The following is a 16,567-nucleotide window of genomic DNA, read 5'->3' on the forward strand; positions in this document are numbered from 1 at the left end:
AGATCCCATACGCTTTTTTGTTGTTACACAGAACGTTCCAGCGACTTGGTATGGTTGGCTCGGCTTTTTCTTAAGCGGTCCGGTATGGCAAAGAACAGGGTAAACATTACAATAAACAGTGTTAGTGCGAACAATTCTTCCACAAGGATATAGATGGGATGCGGCCCTAGCAAATCCAGAATAGATGGCGTAGATGGCTTGCTCATCAGATACATGTAATTGGAACCTAATGCAAAATTGATTAGTCCCACAACAAGTGCGGCAACATTCAGGAACACCATAGTCCAGCCAATGGACTTCCAGCTGGGGCGATATCCTCGAATCCACGTCATATATAAGGGTGCAATAATGATTGCTAGATGGCACACAAAGAAATGGAAAAAACGGAAATGTGGAAAAGGATAATCAAGGCTTGGCGTGAGTACCGCCTGAAGTGCACCACCAATGCCGGCAAAGTATACCAGAGGATATAATTTACGGCCGCCAGTCATCAGCATGATTGCGGAAAGAAGCATCGTGAGGCTGCACAGCTCCAGCGGCAGGGATGTGGTGCGGTTCCATATGCCGCTCGATACATACCATAATTGAAGGCTAATTTCAGGCAACAGCAGCGCTGCAATGAGGACCCATTTCAGGGTGGATCGAACGGCAGGTCTTGACGAGATTACTCTCCGGCAAAAGAATAGAGTCAAGATCAGCACAAGCAGTAAGGCAAGAATAATCCAATGTTCTGTAGAGAAAGCCTTGAAAGCATGTGGATAATTTGGATCAAATAACGATTTGATGGAGAGACCTCCCTTGCGATGCAGATGTTGGACTTTTTTTCTATATATGAATATTATCATGAACAGAAAAGATTGAGCTTAAAAATTTTAAATTTATAAATAGTGTTTCAATTGCTTAATTTTGGCTTAAATGAAATTTTACTTCTAAACTCAACGTCTCAATGTACATTCGAATTAATGCCAGTTGAAGCGTTGTGCGTATGGAGCTCCAGAATGTTCCGGATAACGTACTCGGCTAGCAGGAATAGAGTGGCGATCGTAGCGAAAATACCGACGGTATAGCTGTCTACATAGGGGACACCGAACCCGTAATGTAAAATTGAAGTGTACAAATGGATGAACATATTCGTAAAGCAGAACGCAAAGCTTCGAACGGCCCATTTTTGATGACGAACGATCTGTTTCTTCTTGATTTTCACGATCGCTGCGATCGTCATCGCCAGCCAGACCATGCTTAATAGATTAAACGCGATGCTCGTTATTCTTCCTCCGGTCGAGTACGGCGCCATGTAACCGGAGGTTACGGCGACAACGACGACGCACAATAAATACAGGTAGCCGTTTATGCGATGCCACGTTCGAAATTTCCGGAGAAATCGTTTGGAAAAGTTAACGATTCCAAGTACCATGGCGATACAGGCGAGAATGGCATGGACTCGCATGACTTTTAACCAGGCCTCGACGTCGGGCGGACGCCTCGTATCGGTTTTGGTGCTTAGAAACGCGGATGCATTCGGGTCGCGAAAAAAATACATGTACACGATGTAAAAAATAAACACAAATGCGGCAATAGCCACGACCCCGTACAGCTTCTTATTCTTGTTCATCCTTCGCTAACCTCTTTCTAATTGAGTTTGATTTAAAAAACCGTACCGTTCGGTTTCTTTTTTCGATCATATACCGATTCGTGCTATAATTTATTCGTCAAATGTTACAAAATAAGGACGAGTTTCTGACGAGTTACGGCAAAGGGGGACGTTCCATGCGCAAAGGAGAAAAAACGCGACTCCATATCATCCGGAAGTCCGCGGAGCTTTTTAACCAAAAGGGAGTCTCGGGATCGTCGATACAAGATATCATCGAAACGACAGGCGTTACCAAAGGAGGAATTTACCGAAGCTTTTCCGGAAAAGACGAGATTGCTTTGGAGGCATTTGCTTATGCGGGCGAGTTAGTATGGCGTCACTTTAATCAGGCAATCGAGAGAGTTCCTACCGCAGCGGGCAAAATCCTCGCTTTCTGCAACGTCTACAACGATCCTGTTCACAATCCTCCGTTAAAAGGTGGCTGCCCGTTCCTGATCAGCGCAGTGGAGAGCGACCATTCAACCCCGGTTCTTCGGGAGCTTACGGTCGCTTCTTTCGATCGCATGCTTGCGTTCATTCGCGAAATTTTGCAAATGGGGGTAGAGTGCGGAGAATTTCGATCGGATCTGGATACCGAATCGGTCGCTTCTTTCATTTTTTCCGCGATGCAAGGCGAAATTATGATCAGCAGATTGACAAAGGAGAATAAGCATGCTTTATATACAATCCGTCATATCGAGCAACTCTTAATGGCATACAGCACGAAAAAATCGGATAACGAAGCCTAATCAAGCACTGCAGACATTCGGATGCGGCCTTCGTATTATCAGTGCAGCCAGGGTTTTAAGATGGCGATTGCCGGGAGAACGTGAGCTTCTTAAGGGGATAAACCCCATAACGCATAGGAGGGCATGTATGGCTAGCGATTTCATTAGTCGGAAAAAATCTCTAAAGAAAAGCAGACGCTGCGAGTTCTTCTTATGCTGGTAATCATTCTGTTCATATACGTCATGTACACAGCCTATTCTATCTGGTCCTTTGGACAGAAGACAAACCTTGTTCAAGCCGATGCAGCTATAGTCCTGGGTGCAGGCATTGTTAACGGAGAGCCTTCGCCTGTCTTGAAGGGGAGAATTGACCATGCTATTAAGCTGTACGATACTGGAAATGTGAAGAAGTTGATTTTCACGGGAGGCAGTGGAGGAGAAGGCGAGATTAGCGAGGCGGAAGCCGCGCAAGCATATGCACTTCGTCATGGAGTGAAGACCGAGGATATCTTAATTGAGACAACCTCTACTATTACCGAAGAAAATTTACATAATGCTAAAATCGTTGCAGAACGTGAAAGAATCACCTCTTTCATGATCGTCAGCGACCCGCTTCATATGAAACGAGCAATGGTTATGGCGGACGACCTGAATTTGGTTGCTTATTCATCACCTGCTGTCAACAGTGCTTATAAGAGCTGGAGCACCAAGCTGCCATTCTTGCTTAGGGAAGTATTTTTCTATATCGGTTATCAAGCGGTTTCGCCGTTTCGTTAACATAAGAACTATGCGAAAGACAAAGGGGGCGTCCCAGGTCAATGGACCTTTTGGGACACCCCCTTCATCTAGCAGGGACTATGTAACAGGCTGTTTGACCCCCGCCATGAGTCGTTTGAGCGGTTCTTGCTTTCTTCTTGGAATACGAAGAATTTTTGAGGACGGTGCCTTTTCACCAAAAAAAACAATTCCTTGTTCGACATCCGTAGCTTTGTCTACATTAACGTAGCAGTTTCCGCCAACATTAAAGAATTGTTTTCCGGATAAAAGCGAGGTGATTTGTTCGGCAGTCATTCTTTTTTTTATATTATAATTTCTGCCGTGAAAGCTGACCAACCCGTGGGTTCCGGTTTTAAAGAACAGAATGTCCGTCTCGACCACGAAGTCCTCATACACATTTCTGGATTCTGGTGCGCACCTCATCATTCTGATTCCCCCTTATTCAATTATCATTATTTGATAACGCTTTCATTCTAACACGTTTTCCGGGTGCATAAAAGGGATTTTTAAAATTTAACAAAAAAGTACCCTATGCCTTTGACAGCATAGGGTACCTTTGAATATTACTTCGCTGAAGATTCACCCGTCTCACTAGCGGCTTTATCTTCTTTCTTTTCAAGACTGTTTGTAATTTTCGCTTTGTCTTTCAATTCTTGCATATATGCAACGGACTGTTCGTTCACTTTCGTAGAAACGAGCTGTTTGCGAATATCCTCTTTTTTATCTTCATACGTTGGGTTTGTTGCTTCTTTGCGGTCTGTCACTTTAATGACGTGGTATCCAAAGGAGCTTTTTACCGGTTCAGTGGTAATGTCACCCTTTTTCAGCTTAAAGGCTGCATCTTCAAAGGCTTTATCCATACCGGAGTCGCGTGCGAAGAAATCAAGGTCGCCCCCGGTTTCCTTCGTAGCGTCTTGGTTTTTCTCTTTGGCAATGGCCGCAAAGTCGGCACCGTCTTGCAACTGCTTAATGATCTTCTGGGCTTCCTCTTTCGTCTCGACGAGAATATGGGAAGCACGAACTTCCTCAGGTGTGGCAAAGCTGTCTTTATACTGGTCGTAAACTTCCTTTACCTCTTCATCTGTCACTTTCACTTTGTCGCCCATCAGTTGAGTCAACTCAAGCTGCATTTTAGTCTGGTCTTTCAGCACGTCCATGGTCATTCCACTGGAGCTCATAGCTGTATTGAAATCTTCCTCCGATGGGAACATGCTCTTTAAGGATTCGATTTCTTCATTAATTTGAGCATCTGTGATCTTGATGGATTTCTTGTCAAGCTCTTGCTTGAGCAGTTCCTCTGTGATGAGAGCCTCTAGGGTTTGCTCTCCACCAGCCTTAACAAGTGAGTCGTACAATTTATCTTTTGTAATGTCGACATTATTTATGGAGGCTACTGCTTCCTTGCCGCTATTCTTAGCAAATGGATTCACGATCAGGACGACAATCAGTGCGGCCGCCAATAACAGAGATGCGATCATCCACCCTTTGCTTCCGCCGCCGTTTCCGTTTCCTGATGTCGGGTCTTCGTTTACATCGTGAATGTCAGATGCGGATGGTTGGACCGCAACATCATCCAGTGGAATAAGTTCTTCCCGAGCAGGTTCCAAATCAGAAATTTCATCGGAATCTTTGTCTAGATCCGGCGTTTCCGGCAGGGTTTCATTCTCATCAGGTGTGACAGGATCTGGCGTTACATTGGGGTTCTGATCCTGGGCTTGTCCCATATCATCCTCCGGACGTCCGCTGTTCGTTGGCTGTAGATCATCATTTTCTTTCATTAAAATCATTGACTCCCTTCAACTGCTTCTAATAATGAGTTGTTATTATCTTTTATCACTTTACCAGATAAACAAACGCCTTACCTTAAGAAATGATAAAAATATTTGAAAATATAAACCAATATTTAGGATATATAGTTTTTTATAGCACTAGGATTCCGCTCAGTAATGAGATAAATGTATGGATGATCTTTGAGGGAGCGGAAACGAATAGACTTAATGCCGGCATTTTCATATAATGAAATTAACTAAAAAACGACTCTTTGTTGATTAGCCCCCGGGAGGTGCTTCATGCTGCGAGATCAGCATAGCATTTCCGGGGTTGTTGTATGTTGAAAGTATAGAAGATAACCGTCATGAAAGGATGATCCATCATATGAACCAACCTGAAAAAATTAAACTGACTTCTTATTCTTCAAAAGGGGGATGCGGCTGCAAAATCGGACCTGCGGATCTGGCCGAAGTTATTCGCACACTTCCGCCTACGGAACACAATCCGAATTTACTGGTCGGTTTGGATACAAGTGACGATGCAGGTGTATATCGTTTGACGGATGATCTTGCTATAGTACAAACCGTCGACTTCTTCACTCCGATCGTTGATGATCCGTATTCATTCGGTCAGGTTGCAGCAGCAAACGCGATCAGTGATATTTACGCAATGGGCGGCAAACCGCTTACAGCGTTAAACATTGTAGCATTTCCGATCTCGACACTGGACAAGCAAGTTCTCTCTGATATATTACGCGGAGCGGGAGATAAGCTGAAAGAAGCAGGGGTGACTCTTGTCGGAGGACATTCCATTGATGACAAAGAGCCGAAATTCGGCTTGGCCGTTACCGGTATCGTTCATCCAGACAAGGTTCGGACCAACGCAGGAGCGAAGCCTGGCGACGCACTTATCCTTACAAAGCCGATTGGTGTAGGTATTTTGACAAGCTCCATTAAGAAGGATCTGCTCAGTGAAGAAGAGATTGCTCGGGTGACTTCAGTAATGGCGGGGCTTAACAAGACAGCTGCTGAAATCATGGAGCACTATAATGTGCATTCTTGTACAGACGTAACAGGTTTCGGTCTGATGGGACATTCACTTGAAATGGCAAAAGGCAGCGGGGCAGGTATCAGAATCGTAAAAGACCAAGTGCCTGTACTTCCGCGTGTCCGTGAGATGGCCGAAGCTGGAGTGATTCCCGGCGGTACGAAAAATAACCACAATCACGTCAGCGATTCTGTAGATTTCCCTGAACAGATGGACCAAGTTGACCGCTGGATTTTGTGTGATGCAGTAACTTCAGGAGGTCTGCTGATTGCTGTTGAGGAGAGCGAAGCAGGAAAGCTGCTTCAAGAACTTTTGGATGCAGGCGTTGAGGCAGGCTTGATCGGACGTGTAACGGCCGATCATCCGGGAAGAATTGTTGTCGAATAACAACCAGAGTGGTCCTGCATGGATCAAAGGAGCGGAGCGTACGGATATGTTTCAAGACATCAGTGTAGAGGAACTGCTTGAACTTCAGAGCAGTAAAAAAATCAGTCTGATCGATGTTAGGTCTCCATCGGAGTTCAAGGAGTCAACCATACCAGGCAGCAGTAATATTCCGGTGTTTAATGATGAGGAAAGAGCGGAGATAGGGACCCTGTATAAACAGGTTAGTGTCGATGCGGCCAAAGAGCGCGGTCTGGAAATCATGTCTGCTAAGCTTCCAGCATTTGTGAAGGAATTTAAGGGCATTGAAGGCAATAAGGCGGTATTCTGCTGGAGGGGCGGTATGCGCAGCCGGACAGCAGCCACCGTGCTCTCCCTGATGGATATTCATGTGTACCGGTTGCAAGGCGGGATTAAAGCGTATCGTAAGCTGGTCGTCGAAACGCTGGAGCAGACGAAACTGGACTCAGAGGCTTTTGTGCTTCATGGATTCACCGGAACCGGCAAGACCGCTGTTCTGCAGCAACTGCAGCAGGAAGGGTATCCGGTCATTGACCTGGAAGGTTTATCGGGTCACCGTGGGTCGATCTTCGGACATATCGGTCTCAGCTCCCGCAATCAGAAGACATTTGACTCTCTGCTGCTTGAACGGTTAAAAGAAGTTGGAAGATCACCATATGTTCTAATTGAAGCGGAAAGCAAACGGGTCGGTAAGGTTGTCATCCCGGATTTCCTTATTGAGAAGAAGGAGGCCGGTACGGCCATCGTTATGGATATGCCTATGGAAGAACGCGTCTCGCAGATTATGAAGGATTATCGACCAGCCGAATTCAAAGATGAATATGTGGAGGCCTTCAAGCGGATCAAAGAGCGGATCCATACACCTGTCGCCGCAGAGATTGGACGCTGTCTTGCCGAAGACCGGTATCCGGAAGCTATACAATTGCTGCTGACACATTATTATGATCCGAAGTATGATCATTCTTCCCGTCATTATGACGAGAACACACAGATTGTCCTGCACGTCGGCAGCATCGAAGAAGGACTGCAGGCAGTTAAGGATATTTTGGATGGGCGGTTCTGATTCATCATCGATGTAAGCACATCTCCGACTATCGACTACAGATGAAGGGGGATATGACGTGATATCCTATGTCATTGTCATTGCTTTAGCGTTAATCGGAGGTGTAGCCACTGTCATGGTAGGCTTATCTCAGGAAAACAAGAAGTCTAGCCCGAAATATGAGGGCAGGACGAAAACGAACATGGTGAGACTTGTACTGCTCTATGTACTTGCTTTGGCCGCATTTGTGACCATTTGGGTTATATACAATTGACTTGTGAGGTTAGCTGCGAATCAACTTAAAAAAAGAGAGCCCTATTCATGATTCATGCGGGCTCTCTTTTTTCGTTATACTCGTAAAGCGATTCGGAGGAGCAGTCATCACCATACCATCGGAAAAGGTAACGGTTTTTTCTGATTCAGTCATGTTATAAACCACATAGGTCTTATGTCCGTTTTTATTGAACACAGCATATAGCGGATAATCTGAGGTAATATCCGGGTCTTGGGTGCCCAAGGTATGCAGATTGTGAATCCAGTGATACGCGTTTGCCTTTGAGTTACCTTGCTCCGGTACGATGGAACTCGCTTGTGCAGCGAACATATTTGCAGCTTCCGTAGGGTTTGAAATAGCCAAGTACATATACACGAGATCTTCCCATGCATTGAAGTCCGTTCCCTTGTTTTCATTAACCATAGTTTCATAATTCCTGCCGGCATAAGAAGGATACTGGGTCAGATAAAGAGAAGAACCCGTGATTGGCAGCCAATTCACTCCGTGAACCTCTTCCGGATTGGCAGTCCACATCGTTGAATCTCCGGTCGTTTTACCACCCCAGATGATGCTCGCGTTAGATCGTGTAAAGCCGGAAGAAGCATTCGTGCCAGCCGTATCAAACCAGTATTCATTAATAGCATTCATTTCTGTTGTATATAAATAGATGCCGAGATCCCGGGTATCTGTATCTCCGGTTGCTTCTCCCCACAAAATAAGCGCTGCCCAGGCGTTCATGGTCTCAGCAGAGGAACCGTTGTTGTTCCCATCACCGAATCTGCCATGACCCGAAGACCAGGAATGTCCTGCATAGGGATCAAAGTTGCGAAGAAACGGGAACAGCGGGTCGTTTCTGTCCATGCTCGCAATATCCCGAATCAGCAATTGAACCATGGGACCATACTGACTGTCGCTGGCCCACCTTTTGTCCGTCCTTGCGATTTCGGCAGCTGCTTTCAAAAAATATCCGTAGTGAATGTGATGATCATTCAGTTCTATATCCGTACCGTAACTTGCGGGATAACCAATGAGTGTGCCCCACTGGCTGTTGTAGTAGAACAACTCGGAGACATTGGGATTACCCGAGATATCGCTGGCTTTGAACCAATCCTCCAAACGTGACCTGATTTTACTTCGAAATCGTTCTGCGGCTATCGTATCTCCTATTTGTTCCGCAATCGGTACAAGAGCTGTCAGCTTGCCAAGATGCTTTCCAACCGAATATGTGTCAGGAGCGCCATAATAGTCTTCATCTTTAGCTTCTTCTATATATTGAGCGAGCTTGTCCCGATCGTAGGAACCTTTGTCCGGCAGAGAGGGAAGCACACCTGTAAACTTCATTTTTGTTTGAAAAGAGCTACCTTCACCCGTCTTCATTTCGCCGCGAACCGATGGATATATGTATGGAAGAAGATGAGTGCTGGATAAATGCTTCCATTGGTGGGGGTATAAGGCGAAAATGGTCCCGCTTCGGCTCCCTTCTTTTGGTTCCGTATCATATGTATACGTCGTTGTGACCTCACTGGTTAAAGGGTCATATGTCCAACTGACCTCGGTATCTGTAACATGTGAATAAGCATATTGTCTGTACTTTTCAAGAATTGCAGGTTTGTTATCCGGTAATGCGGCAATAGAGAAGTAGTCCTTGCCATGAAGCGAATTGGTGAGCTTACGGCTGCCAATACCGCTCCAAGTACTGCCTGTCGGTCCATAAAGCCCGTAATGGGCACCATCAATGGTTACCCCTATAGCTGAACTGGACGCATTTCCGTACCAGATTTCCGGAGTGGAGTGGAATGAAATTTGCGGATCTCCGTCTGTATAAGTGAAATATACAAATGGCGAACCGTGACCATATGTAACCTTCATTGACTTCGTCCCGGACTTGTACTCGGCTCTGACAAACCAATCGTTATAATCATCGACCTTGGCATCCGGAAAGGTGGCTACACCTGAATGTCCAACCGTAAAATCACGAGTATCATCCAACGTGCCCGAGATCGCAGTGTTGTCTGCTGATATTCGCGGGCTCGGATTAAAAATTTGTATGCCGCTTTCCTCGTTCTTTATCGCAAGAGGATGGGGGTATTGTGCTTCCGAATAGGTATCCCATGCAAGGCTACTCCACCAGTCATTCGTAGGCATTTTACCGGTCACCCTGGATGTTTTGTAAATGTCAGGCTGGGCTTCAGCGGCTCCAGGCGGAAGAACAGTAGTATAAGATCCAGCTCCGGTAAGCACTTCTCCTGTGTCTGCATGGGCCGAAGCGGTCAATGAAACACATATAACTGCTCCTAAAGCGGCAGTGATCCAGCGTTTGTATTGCATATAAACCTCCTAAAAAAGTTTTTCGATGAAGTTGGTGATAATAATTAGATTTTTACGAAAAAATAAACATATTGGAAAGAGCTGTACAACAGCTGGGGAACATGATACTATCTTGTTTCTGGTCCATATTATAAATGAGACAAGCATAGGGAGATGACATCATGAGTCACAACCATACATATTCTAATACCCGGATCAGACGGTATTGGATCTTATCTTTTCTTTCGTTTCTTGCTTTTGCAGGAGTAGCCGCCATGGTTGTGTTAGATAGAGTGTTCGGGTTCGACTCCTTTTTCATAGAGCTTGTCCGTGGATTTGAACAGCCTTCGATAACGGATATCGCCAAAGGCTTCTCATACATTGGTTCCACAGTTCCCATTATTGTGATTTGTGCCGCCGTATCTGTCTTGTTGTATGCGTTGCGGCTTCGGAGAGAAATAATGCTCTTCTTTACTGTAGTGTTGGGATCTCAAATATTGAATATGGTATTGAAAATGTCGTTTCGCCGAATAAGACCCGATATAAACCGTTTGGTAGAAGTAACCGGATATAGTTTTCCGAGCGGACATTCAATGGCCGCCTTTGCATTATACGGGATATTAACCTATTTGCTGTGGAAGAATTTAAATACCGTATTACGCAGAGTTTTTGTTCTGATTTTATTCAGTGTGATGATTTTGGGCATTGGACTAAGCCGAATTTATCTGGGAGTTCACTACCCAAGTGATGTGTTTGGTGGGTATTTGGCAAGTTGTTCATGGTTAATGTTCTCTATCGGTATGTACGAGTCTCTAAGAAGCAGAAACTGAATAACAGTGGAACCCCAAGGGTAATTACTTCGTATATGAGATGGGTTACTGCAAAAGGTCAGTTCTTATCCATTATACATGAATAGTGACGATAGAAATATGTTAAGGAGGGCTGTCGATGGCCTTCGGTGCAAGAATGTTTAAGACGGGATTGGCTGTAACTTTGGCCCTCTACCTGACGATGCTGCTCGGCATTACCTCGCCGGTCGGTGCTGCGATCGCTGCGATATTTGCAATGCAGCCTTCAATTTATCGGTCTTGGAAGTATTTCCTTGACCAATTGCAGACCAGCACGCTTGGTGCTATTATCGCGATGCTTGGAGGATATTTTCTTACCAATCAACCTATCTCCGTAGGACTTGTGTGTATTCTGGTTATTATGATCTGTATTAAATTGAATATGGGAGAGACGATCGGTCTGACGCTGGTCACAGTCATTTCGGTCATGGAAGCATCCGGACAGTGGGATTTTGCCATCAACCGGTTCTTTTTGACACTGATAGGTATCGTTTCAGCATTTCTGATTAATATTTTGGTCTTTCCCCCGAAGCCGAGAGAGCAATATTTCAAGCAAATCAACAGCGTATTCGGTAAAATGTCACTGCTGCTCCGAACCGCTATCTCCCACGAAATCAAGGACTCCGTTTACCGGGATGAATTGAACGGTCTGGAGGGGACGATTAAATCTCTGACTGACAAGTACAATTTGTTTGAGGAAGAGCAGAAAAAAATGAAGCGTGCAAAATTCAGCCACTCCAGACAGCTGGTTGTGTATAAGCATCTGCTAAGCTCGCTCCAAAAAGGGTATGAAGTGCTTAACGCCGTGGAGAATCACTATTTTCAGGTTCAGCGTAGTGAGGAAATTGATGAGCAGTTTGATGCGAATCTCGAACGGCTCATCAAATTCCATGAGCATATATTGTGGAAGTTTGAAGATATACTGAAGCCTAATGGGGATGAGGCCGAATGTATGGCAGAGCAAAACGAGGCTTTTATGGATCAGGTGATATGTGGGGCGGGTTTGCAGCCTGGGGGATTCCGGTTGACAATTGTTGCAGCGGCAATGTATGACTATGGCCATACATTAGAGCGGTTAAACAGAGTTGCGGATCACATCAGCCGCTTTGTAGAGGATAAGGATAACGGAGGAATACTAGCCTGGCTCAAGAAATAAGGGAAATAAAGACGGCGTTATACGAATCATAATGAAGTACGATTATATAAATAAACAGGTGGGTACCGTGAAGTCCAGCCTGTTTATTTATATGTAAACGCAAAAAAACCGGCTAGTTTAGCCGACTTCTGGGTAACCATATTGATTAATGTGGTGTAGACTGATAAAATAAATCTTGGTCTGATTGTACAGATATATCAACGATAAGTTTGTTTCAACCTAATTATATCACGAATTAAGCACGCTGTCAACCAGTAAATAGGGGGATGAAAAGATGGCTATCAGCGATCAGGATTGGAAAGCCGAACAAACGCGGGTAACGGATGTCACGGCTAAAATCAGCAGTAAAATTACTCAACTTGAGGCAGATGTCGGTTTAGTGCGTGGGGATGTCATTAACATGCGTAAAGAATTCTGGGATGAGGTGACCGTCAATTTCAGTAACCCTGATGATTTAGGTGAGACGTCAACCAACCTGCGGCAGCAGGCCCAGGTTCTTTCCGAAAGAGAGAGATCCCACCTCCAGTCCAGCAAAGCTTTGAAAAAATATAAGAAGCTCGTTTACTCACCTTACTTTGGGCGGATTGATTTTCGAGAAGAAGATATGAATCAGGAGGAGCCTATTTATCTAGGGATCGGCTCATTTATGGACGATGACTCGGAGACCTTTCTTGTGTATGATTGGCGTGCTCCGATTTCCAGCTTATATTATGATGGAGCACCGGGAATAACCCGGTATGAGACACCTTCCGGTACTGTAACGGGAGAGATGAGCCTGAAGCGGCAGTTTGTTATTCATGATGGAGTCATTGAGGTCCTATTTGACACAGGAGTGACCATTGGCGATGAGCTTCTGCAGCAGGTGCTCAGCCACAGCGCTGATGACCGTATGAAAAGCATCGTGGCTACGATTCAAAGAGAGCAGAATGCAGTCATTCGGAATGACAAGACACGTATGTTGATCGTTCAAGGTGCTGCCGGGAGCGGGAAAACCTCGGCTGCCCTTCAGAGAGTTGCTTATTTGTTGTATAAGTACCGGGAGGTGCTGCAGGCCGATCAGATGATACTGTTCTCGCCGAACCCCCTTTTTAACAGTTATGTTTCAACGGTTTTGCCAGAGCTCGGGGAAGAGAACATGCAGCAGACAACATTCCAATCTTATCTGGAGCATCGGCTCGGAAGGGAGTTCGAGCTGGAAGATGTGTTTACGCAGACCGAGATTTTGTTGAACGCACCAGATACACCGGCTCACCGGGCGCGGCTGGAGGGAATAGCTTATAAGTCTTCCGTGCCTTATCTGGATGTTATTCGTTCGTATAAAGACCTGTTAGAGAGAGAAGGCATGATGTTTAGGCCCGTTGTCTTTCAGGGCAGAGTCATCATAAGTGGCGATGAGATGACTGCTCAATTCTATGGTTATGACTCGGCAGTTAAACTCGCCGGAAGACTCGACTTAATGAGAGAGTGGATGCTGAAGCGTTTATCCGATTTTTCGAATGAAGAGAGAAAAGCTTCATGGGTTGAGGATCACATCGAGTTGATGGATCCGGATGATTATCACCGCGCTTATCAAACTATGAGGCGGAAACAGAGCAAGAAGGAAGTCAGCTTTAACGATTTTGATCAGGAGAGGGAGCTTCTCGGGCGCATGGTGGTCAGTGACCGTCTCAAACCTTTGCGACGTTGGATCAAGCGGTTCCGGTTTGTTGATGTTAAAGGGTTGTATCGAAAGCTGTTTGCGGACGAACGGTTGTTCAGACGTTTGGCCGGAAATGAAGCGGCTTTGCCTGGCAGTTGGACTGAAGTGTGTAGTCAGACGATGCAGAAGATCGAACATAAGGAACTATTTTATGAAGATGCAACTCCGTTTCTTTATTTGAAAGAGCTGCTACAAGGCTTCCGGACGAACACATCGATCCGCCATGTTATCGTGGATGAGGTGCAGGACTATTCAGCATTTCAGCTGGAGTTTCTTAAAAGGTTGTTCCCGCGTGCAAAAATGACGGTTCTAGGCGACCTCAATCAGGCCATTTATGCTCACGGTGAAGCGCTGGGAAGTTTGGAGAACCTGGTCAGCCTATACGGAAAAGAAGAGACAGAAGTGATCAACCTAACACGGAGTTACAGGTCCACTTACGAGATCGTTGAATTTACACGGAAGATGATTCCGGGGGGAGAGGTCATCGTTCCGTTTAACCGCCCTGGCGAGGAGCCTTGCGTTATTCCGGTGAAGACAGAAGCTGAATTGACGAAGTCGGTCATATCCGATATTCGCAGTCTTCATGACAAGGGATATCACTATGTGGCAGTCATTTGTAAGACGGAAGAGGAAAGTCGGCGTGTTCAAAAGCAGCTGTCGGCGGAAATTCCGGTAAGACTCATTACAAAGAACACGCCTGCATTTGAAAAAGGTACACTTGTCGTGCCGGCCTATTTGGCCAAAGGCGTGGAGTTTGATGCTGTGATTATATATAATGGATCGAATGAAGTGTACAGCAAAGAAAGTGAGCGGAAATTGTTTTATACTGCTTGCACGCGCGCGATGCATGAGCTTCACATTTACCACGTGGGTGAAAAGAGTACTTTTCTCCCCCAGAATTAATGTTAAATAAGGTTGTCCCAAAAAACAAAAGCAGGTCATCTGAGGATTCATTCCTGGGCGGCCTGCTTCGTTTTATGGCTCAGGATGTTTATGATTTGAATAAATAATAAATTTTTCCTTGAAAGCGAAATCACATATCAGAAAGTTCACAAAATCTTCACAATCACTTTGAACACACATTGAGGCTTTTAACTAACCTATTCATTTCACTGCTTATCCTGTCGAAAGATATATATGGATGGGAAACTTACATAAGGATAGGTGCTGTCAAATGAAAATTAGAACGAAATTAATAATCTCCTCAACCGTTGTAACTACGGTCATAACTTGCATGATCATAAGTGCATTTATTTCTTCAAAAGCAACGGAACGGAAATTCACATCGATCATCGAATTGGATCAGCAGATTGTCTACAATCTGAATGAAATGCAGTTGTATTTTGCGGGTATAGCGAATGATGAACGAGGATTTTTACTGTCTGGAGATCAGTTATTTATAGACGATCTGAGAAAGAAACAAGATTCTTTTGTTCAGTTATTAGAGGAGACGAAAAAGATGTCGGCTTCAGAGCCTGCCGAGTTAAAGAGGTTTCATCAGATCTCTATGGGATATTCCATTTACAATGATGCGGTAGAAGAAGTGTTAATCAAGGCAGGTCTTGGACAGAAAAAGCTCAATCCTTTTATCAATTATAAGGAGGCCTTTGGGCTTGAAAGGGAAATTCGCAAATCCTTTGAACCTGTGATAAAAGAATTCACGGAAGAAAAAGATAAAGAGATGGCAGAACGACAGGATGCAATCAGCAAACAGGCTAATATTCAAAACGGAATTATTCTGGTTGTTGGTATAGCCGTGGTTGTATATAACGCACTTCAGAGCTTTTTCCTAGTGCGATCGATTTCTCCCCTAAGTCGGATGCGTGAGCAACTCTTGAAGATTGCAGAAGGTGGAGGGGATCTGATAACGCAGGTCAGCATCCAGACGAAGGATGAGATCGGAGAAGTGGCTGGTGCCTACAACAAGCTGAATGAAGGATTCCGGGAAATTGTACTCCAGGTTCAAGATGCTGCCAGTCAGGTGGCGGATTCTACTGTGATGCTCAAATCCAGTTCAGAGGAGATCCGTCAGGCTACACAACACACCTCGGGTATTATGGAGGAGTTGGCGGCCGGGGTAGAAAATCAGCTTCAAGACACGGAGGCTACTTCAGCCGTTGTCTATGAAATGGCAGGTGGAATGAAGCAGATCGCAGAAACGGCGCAGGCAACCGCAGAGCTTTCTAGAAAAACGAATGAACTTGCGGGAGAAGGCGAACAGGCTATCATTCATACGATGCAGCAGATGGAAAATATACGCAGTAGTGTAAGTCAGTCAACTGAGGCTGTGAAGGAATTGGGCCAAAAAGCCGCAAGTATTGGAGCTATGGGTGACATGATTAAGGATGTGGCGGCCCAGACGAGCTTGCTTTCCCTGAATGCTTCGATCGAAGCAGCCCGGGCTGGTGAGCATGGAAGAGGTTTTGCTGTAGTTGCTTCAGAGGTGAAAAAGCTGGCTGAACAAACAACGGCATCATCAGAAGAAATCAGTCAGTTTGTTGAACAAATTCAACGTGACATCATGGATCTGACACTGGTAATGGAGAACGGGCTTCATTCCGTCATGGAAGGTATGAACGTTGCTAGGGGAGCTGAGGATGCTTTTCAAAATATCGAGCAATCGATTGGGGAGCTGAACGATCAAATCAACAGCGTAAGTGCAGCCACGGAACAGCTGAATTATGGCGCGGAGGGAATTGTTAAATCGGTTAGACGGATTTCTGAGATTACGGTAACAACGGCTGGAGGTACTCAAAGTGTCAGCGCTGCAACTGAAGAACAGCTGGCCTCGATGGAGGAAATCACAAACAGTATTCAGACGTTAAATGAACTTTCAAATCATCTGCAGCAACTCATGTCCGGTTTTAAAGTGTAATCAATTGTA

General features: G+C 45.2%; 14 protein-coding genes. 9 read left to right on the forward strand and 5 right to left on the reverse strand.

Going from position 1 to position 16,567, the window contains the following annotated elements; all coding sequences use genetic code 11:
* Window positions 1–23: 23 nt before the first annotated feature.
* On the reverse strand, window positions 24–845 hold the full coding sequence (locus B9N86_RS09325; RefSeq protein ID WP_208918775.1) for a YwaF family protein: 822 nt from the start codon (window positions 843–845) through the stop codon (window positions 24–26).
* Window positions 846–943: 98 nt separating this feature from the next.
* Window positions 944–1,612: a DUF2306 domain-containing protein gene (locus B9N86_RS09330; RefSeq protein ID WP_208918776.1), complete on the reverse strand. Its 669-nt coding sequence runs from the start codon at window positions 1,610–1,612 to the stop codon at window positions 944–946.
* Between the two features lie 155 nt (window positions 1,613–1,767).
* On the opposite strand from B9N86_RS09330, the gene B9N86_RS09335 reads away from it, so the two are divergent.
* Together B9N86_RS09335 and B9N86_RS09340 are read left to right on the forward strand one after the other, a co-directional pair.
* Entirely contained in the window at window positions 1,768–2,379 is a 612-nt protein-coding gene (locus tag B9N86_RS09335) for a TetR/AcrR family transcriptional regulator (protein ID WP_208918777.1), read from the forward strand.
* A 192-nt stretch (window positions 2,380–2,571) separates the two neighbouring features.
* On the forward strand, window positions 2,572–3,135 hold the full coding sequence (locus B9N86_RS09340; protein ID WP_208918778.1) for a YdcF family protein: 564 nt from the start codon (window positions 2,572–2,574) through the stop codon (window positions 3,133–3,135).
* A 78-nt stretch (window positions 3,136–3,213) separates the two neighbouring features.
* On the opposite strand, the gene B9N86_RS09345 is transcribed toward B9N86_RS09340, so the two are convergent.
* Both B9N86_RS09345 and B9N86_RS09350 read right to left on the reverse strand, forming a co-directional pair.
* Entirely contained in the window at window positions 3,214–3,561 is a 348-nt protein-coding gene (locus tag B9N86_RS09345) for a LytTR family DNA-binding domain-containing protein (RefSeq protein ID WP_208918779.1), read from the reverse strand.
* 137 nt (window positions 3,562–3,698) lie between these two features.
* A complete protein-coding gene (locus tag B9N86_RS09350) occupies window positions 3,699–4,913 on the reverse strand; it encodes a peptidyl-prolyl cis-trans isomerase (protein ID WP_208918780.1) in 1,215 nt (404 codons plus the stop codon).
* 376 nt (window positions 4,914–5,289) lie between these two features.
* Between B9N86_RS09350 and selD the strand changes: the two genes are divergently transcribed.
* Genes selD through B9N86_RS09365 form a run of 3 tightly spaced genes read left to right on the forward strand, consistent with a single transcriptional unit; the run spans window position 5,290 to window position 7,673 of the window.
* Window positions 5,290–6,339 carry a selenide, water dikinase SelD gene (gene selD, locus B9N86_RS09355; protein ID WP_208918781.1) on the forward strand — a complete coding sequence of 350 codons (1,050 nt, stop codon included), beginning with the start codon at window positions 5,290–5,292 and terminating at the stop codon, window positions 6,337–6,339.
* A 46-nt stretch (window positions 6,340–6,385) separates the two neighbouring features.
* Window positions 6,386–7,420: a tRNA 2-selenouridine(34) synthase MnmH gene (mnmH, locus tag B9N86_RS09360; RefSeq protein ID WP_208920183.1), complete on the forward strand. Its 1,035-nt coding sequence runs from the start codon at window positions 6,386–6,388 to the stop codon at window positions 7,418–7,420.
* Between the two features lie 58 nt (window positions 7,421–7,478).
* Complete coding sequence (locus B9N86_RS09365) at window positions 7,479–7,673, forward strand: hypothetical protein (RefSeq protein WP_208918782.1); 195 nt, start codon at window positions 7,479–7,481, stop codon at window positions 7,671–7,673.
* Between the two features lie 45 nt (window positions 7,674–7,718).
* Here the strand turns inward: B9N86_RS09365 and B9N86_RS09370 are convergent, their stop codons facing one another.
* Window positions 7,719–10,001, reverse strand: coding sequence for a glycosyl hydrolase (locus B9N86_RS09370; protein ID WP_208918783.1), 2,283 nt, complete (start codon window positions 9,999–10,001; stop codon window positions 7,719–7,721).
* A gap of 161 nt (window positions 10,002–10,162) precedes the next feature.
* Between B9N86_RS09370 and B9N86_RS09375 the strand changes: the two genes are divergently transcribed.
* The 4 genes from B9N86_RS09375 to B9N86_RS09390 all read left to right on the forward strand — a co-directional run bounded on the left by B9N86_RS09375 (window position 10,163) and on the right by B9N86_RS09390 (window position 16,558).
* A complete protein-coding gene (locus B9N86_RS09375) occupies window positions 10,163–10,810 on the forward strand; it encodes a phosphatase PAP2 family protein (RefSeq protein ID WP_208918784.1) in 648 nt (215 codons plus the stop codon).
* Between the two features lie 118 nt (window positions 10,811–10,928).
* A complete protein-coding gene (locus B9N86_RS09380) occupies window positions 10,929–11,984 on the forward strand; it encodes an FUSC family protein (protein ID WP_208918785.1) in 1,056 nt (351 codons plus the stop codon).
* A gap of 274 nt (window positions 11,985–12,258) precedes the next feature.
* Window positions 12,259–14,586 (forward strand): RNA polymerase recycling motor HelD, encoded by a 2,328-nt coding sequence (gene helD / locus B9N86_RS09385; RefSeq protein ID WP_208918786.1) that lies wholly within the window; start codon window positions 12,259–12,261, stop codon window positions 14,584–14,586.
* A 271-nt stretch (window positions 14,587–14,857) separates the two neighbouring features.
* Window positions 14,858–16,558 carry a methyl-accepting chemotaxis protein gene (locus B9N86_RS09390; RefSeq protein ID WP_208918787.1) on the forward strand — a complete coding sequence of 567 codons (1,701 nt, stop codon included), beginning with the start codon at window positions 14,858–14,860 and terminating at the stop codon, window positions 16,556–16,558.
* Window positions 16,559–16,567: the final 9 nt, after the last annotated feature.

The sequence above is a fragment of the Paenibacillus uliginis N3/975 genome (genome assembly GCF_900177425.1).
Lineage (GTDB): Bacteria > Bacillota > Bacilli > Paenibacillales > Paenibacillaceae > Paenibacillus_AQ > Paenibacillus_AQ uliginis.

What these genes read in the sequence shown, in the direction of transcription:
- B9N86_RS09375 (WP_208918784.1), top strand. Translation starts at nt 10,163, where the DNA reads ATGAGTCACAACCATACATATTCTAATACCCGGATCAGACGGTATTGG.
- B9N86_RS09370 (WP_208918783.1), bottom strand. Translation starts at nt 10,001, where the DNA reads ATGCAATACAAACGCTGGATCACTGCCGCTTTAGGAGCAGTTATATGT.
- B9N86_RS09380 (WP_208918785.1), top strand. Translation starts at nt 10,929, where the DNA reads ATGGCCTTCGGTGCAAGAATGTTTAAGACGGGATTGGCTGTAACTTTG.
- B9N86_RS09335 (WP_208918777.1), top strand. Translation starts at nt 1,768, where the DNA reads ATGCGCAAAGGAGAAAAAACGCGACTCCATATCATCCGGAAGTCCGCG.
- B9N86_RS09325 (WP_208918775.1), bottom strand. Translation starts at nt 845, where the DNA reads ATGATAATATTCATATATAGAAAAAAAGTCCAACATCTGCATCGCAAG.
- helD (WP_208918786.1), top strand. Translation starts at nt 12,259, where the DNA reads ATGGCTATCAGCGATCAGGATTGGAAAGCCGAACAAACGCGGGTAACG.
- B9N86_RS09390 (WP_208918787.1), top strand. Translation starts at nt 14,858, where the DNA reads ATGAAAATTAGAACGAAATTAATAATCTCCTCAACCGTTGTAACTACG.
- B9N86_RS09340 (WP_208918778.1), top strand. Translation starts at nt 2,572, where the DNA reads ATGCTGGTAATCATTCTGTTCATATACGTCATGTACACAGCCTATTCT.
- B9N86_RS09350 (WP_208918780.1), bottom strand. Translation starts at nt 4,913, where the DNA reads ATGAAAGAAAATGATGATCTACAGCCAACGAACAGCGGACGTCCGGAG.
- B9N86_RS09330 (WP_208918776.1), bottom strand. Translation starts at nt 1,612, where the DNA reads ATGAACAAGAATAAGAAGCTGTACGGGGTCGTGGCTATTGCCGCATTT.
- B9N86_RS09345 (WP_208918779.1), bottom strand. Translation starts at nt 3,561, where the DNA reads ATGATGAGGTGCGCACCAGAATCCAGAAATGTGTATGAGGACTTCGTG.
- mnmH (WP_208920183.1), top strand. Translation starts at nt 6,386, where the DNA reads ATGTTTCAAGACATCAGTGTAGAGGAACTGCTTGAACTTCAGAGCAGT.
- selD (WP_208918781.1), top strand. Translation starts at nt 5,290, where the DNA reads ATGAACCAACCTGAAAAAATTAAACTGACTTCTTATTCTTCAAAAGGG.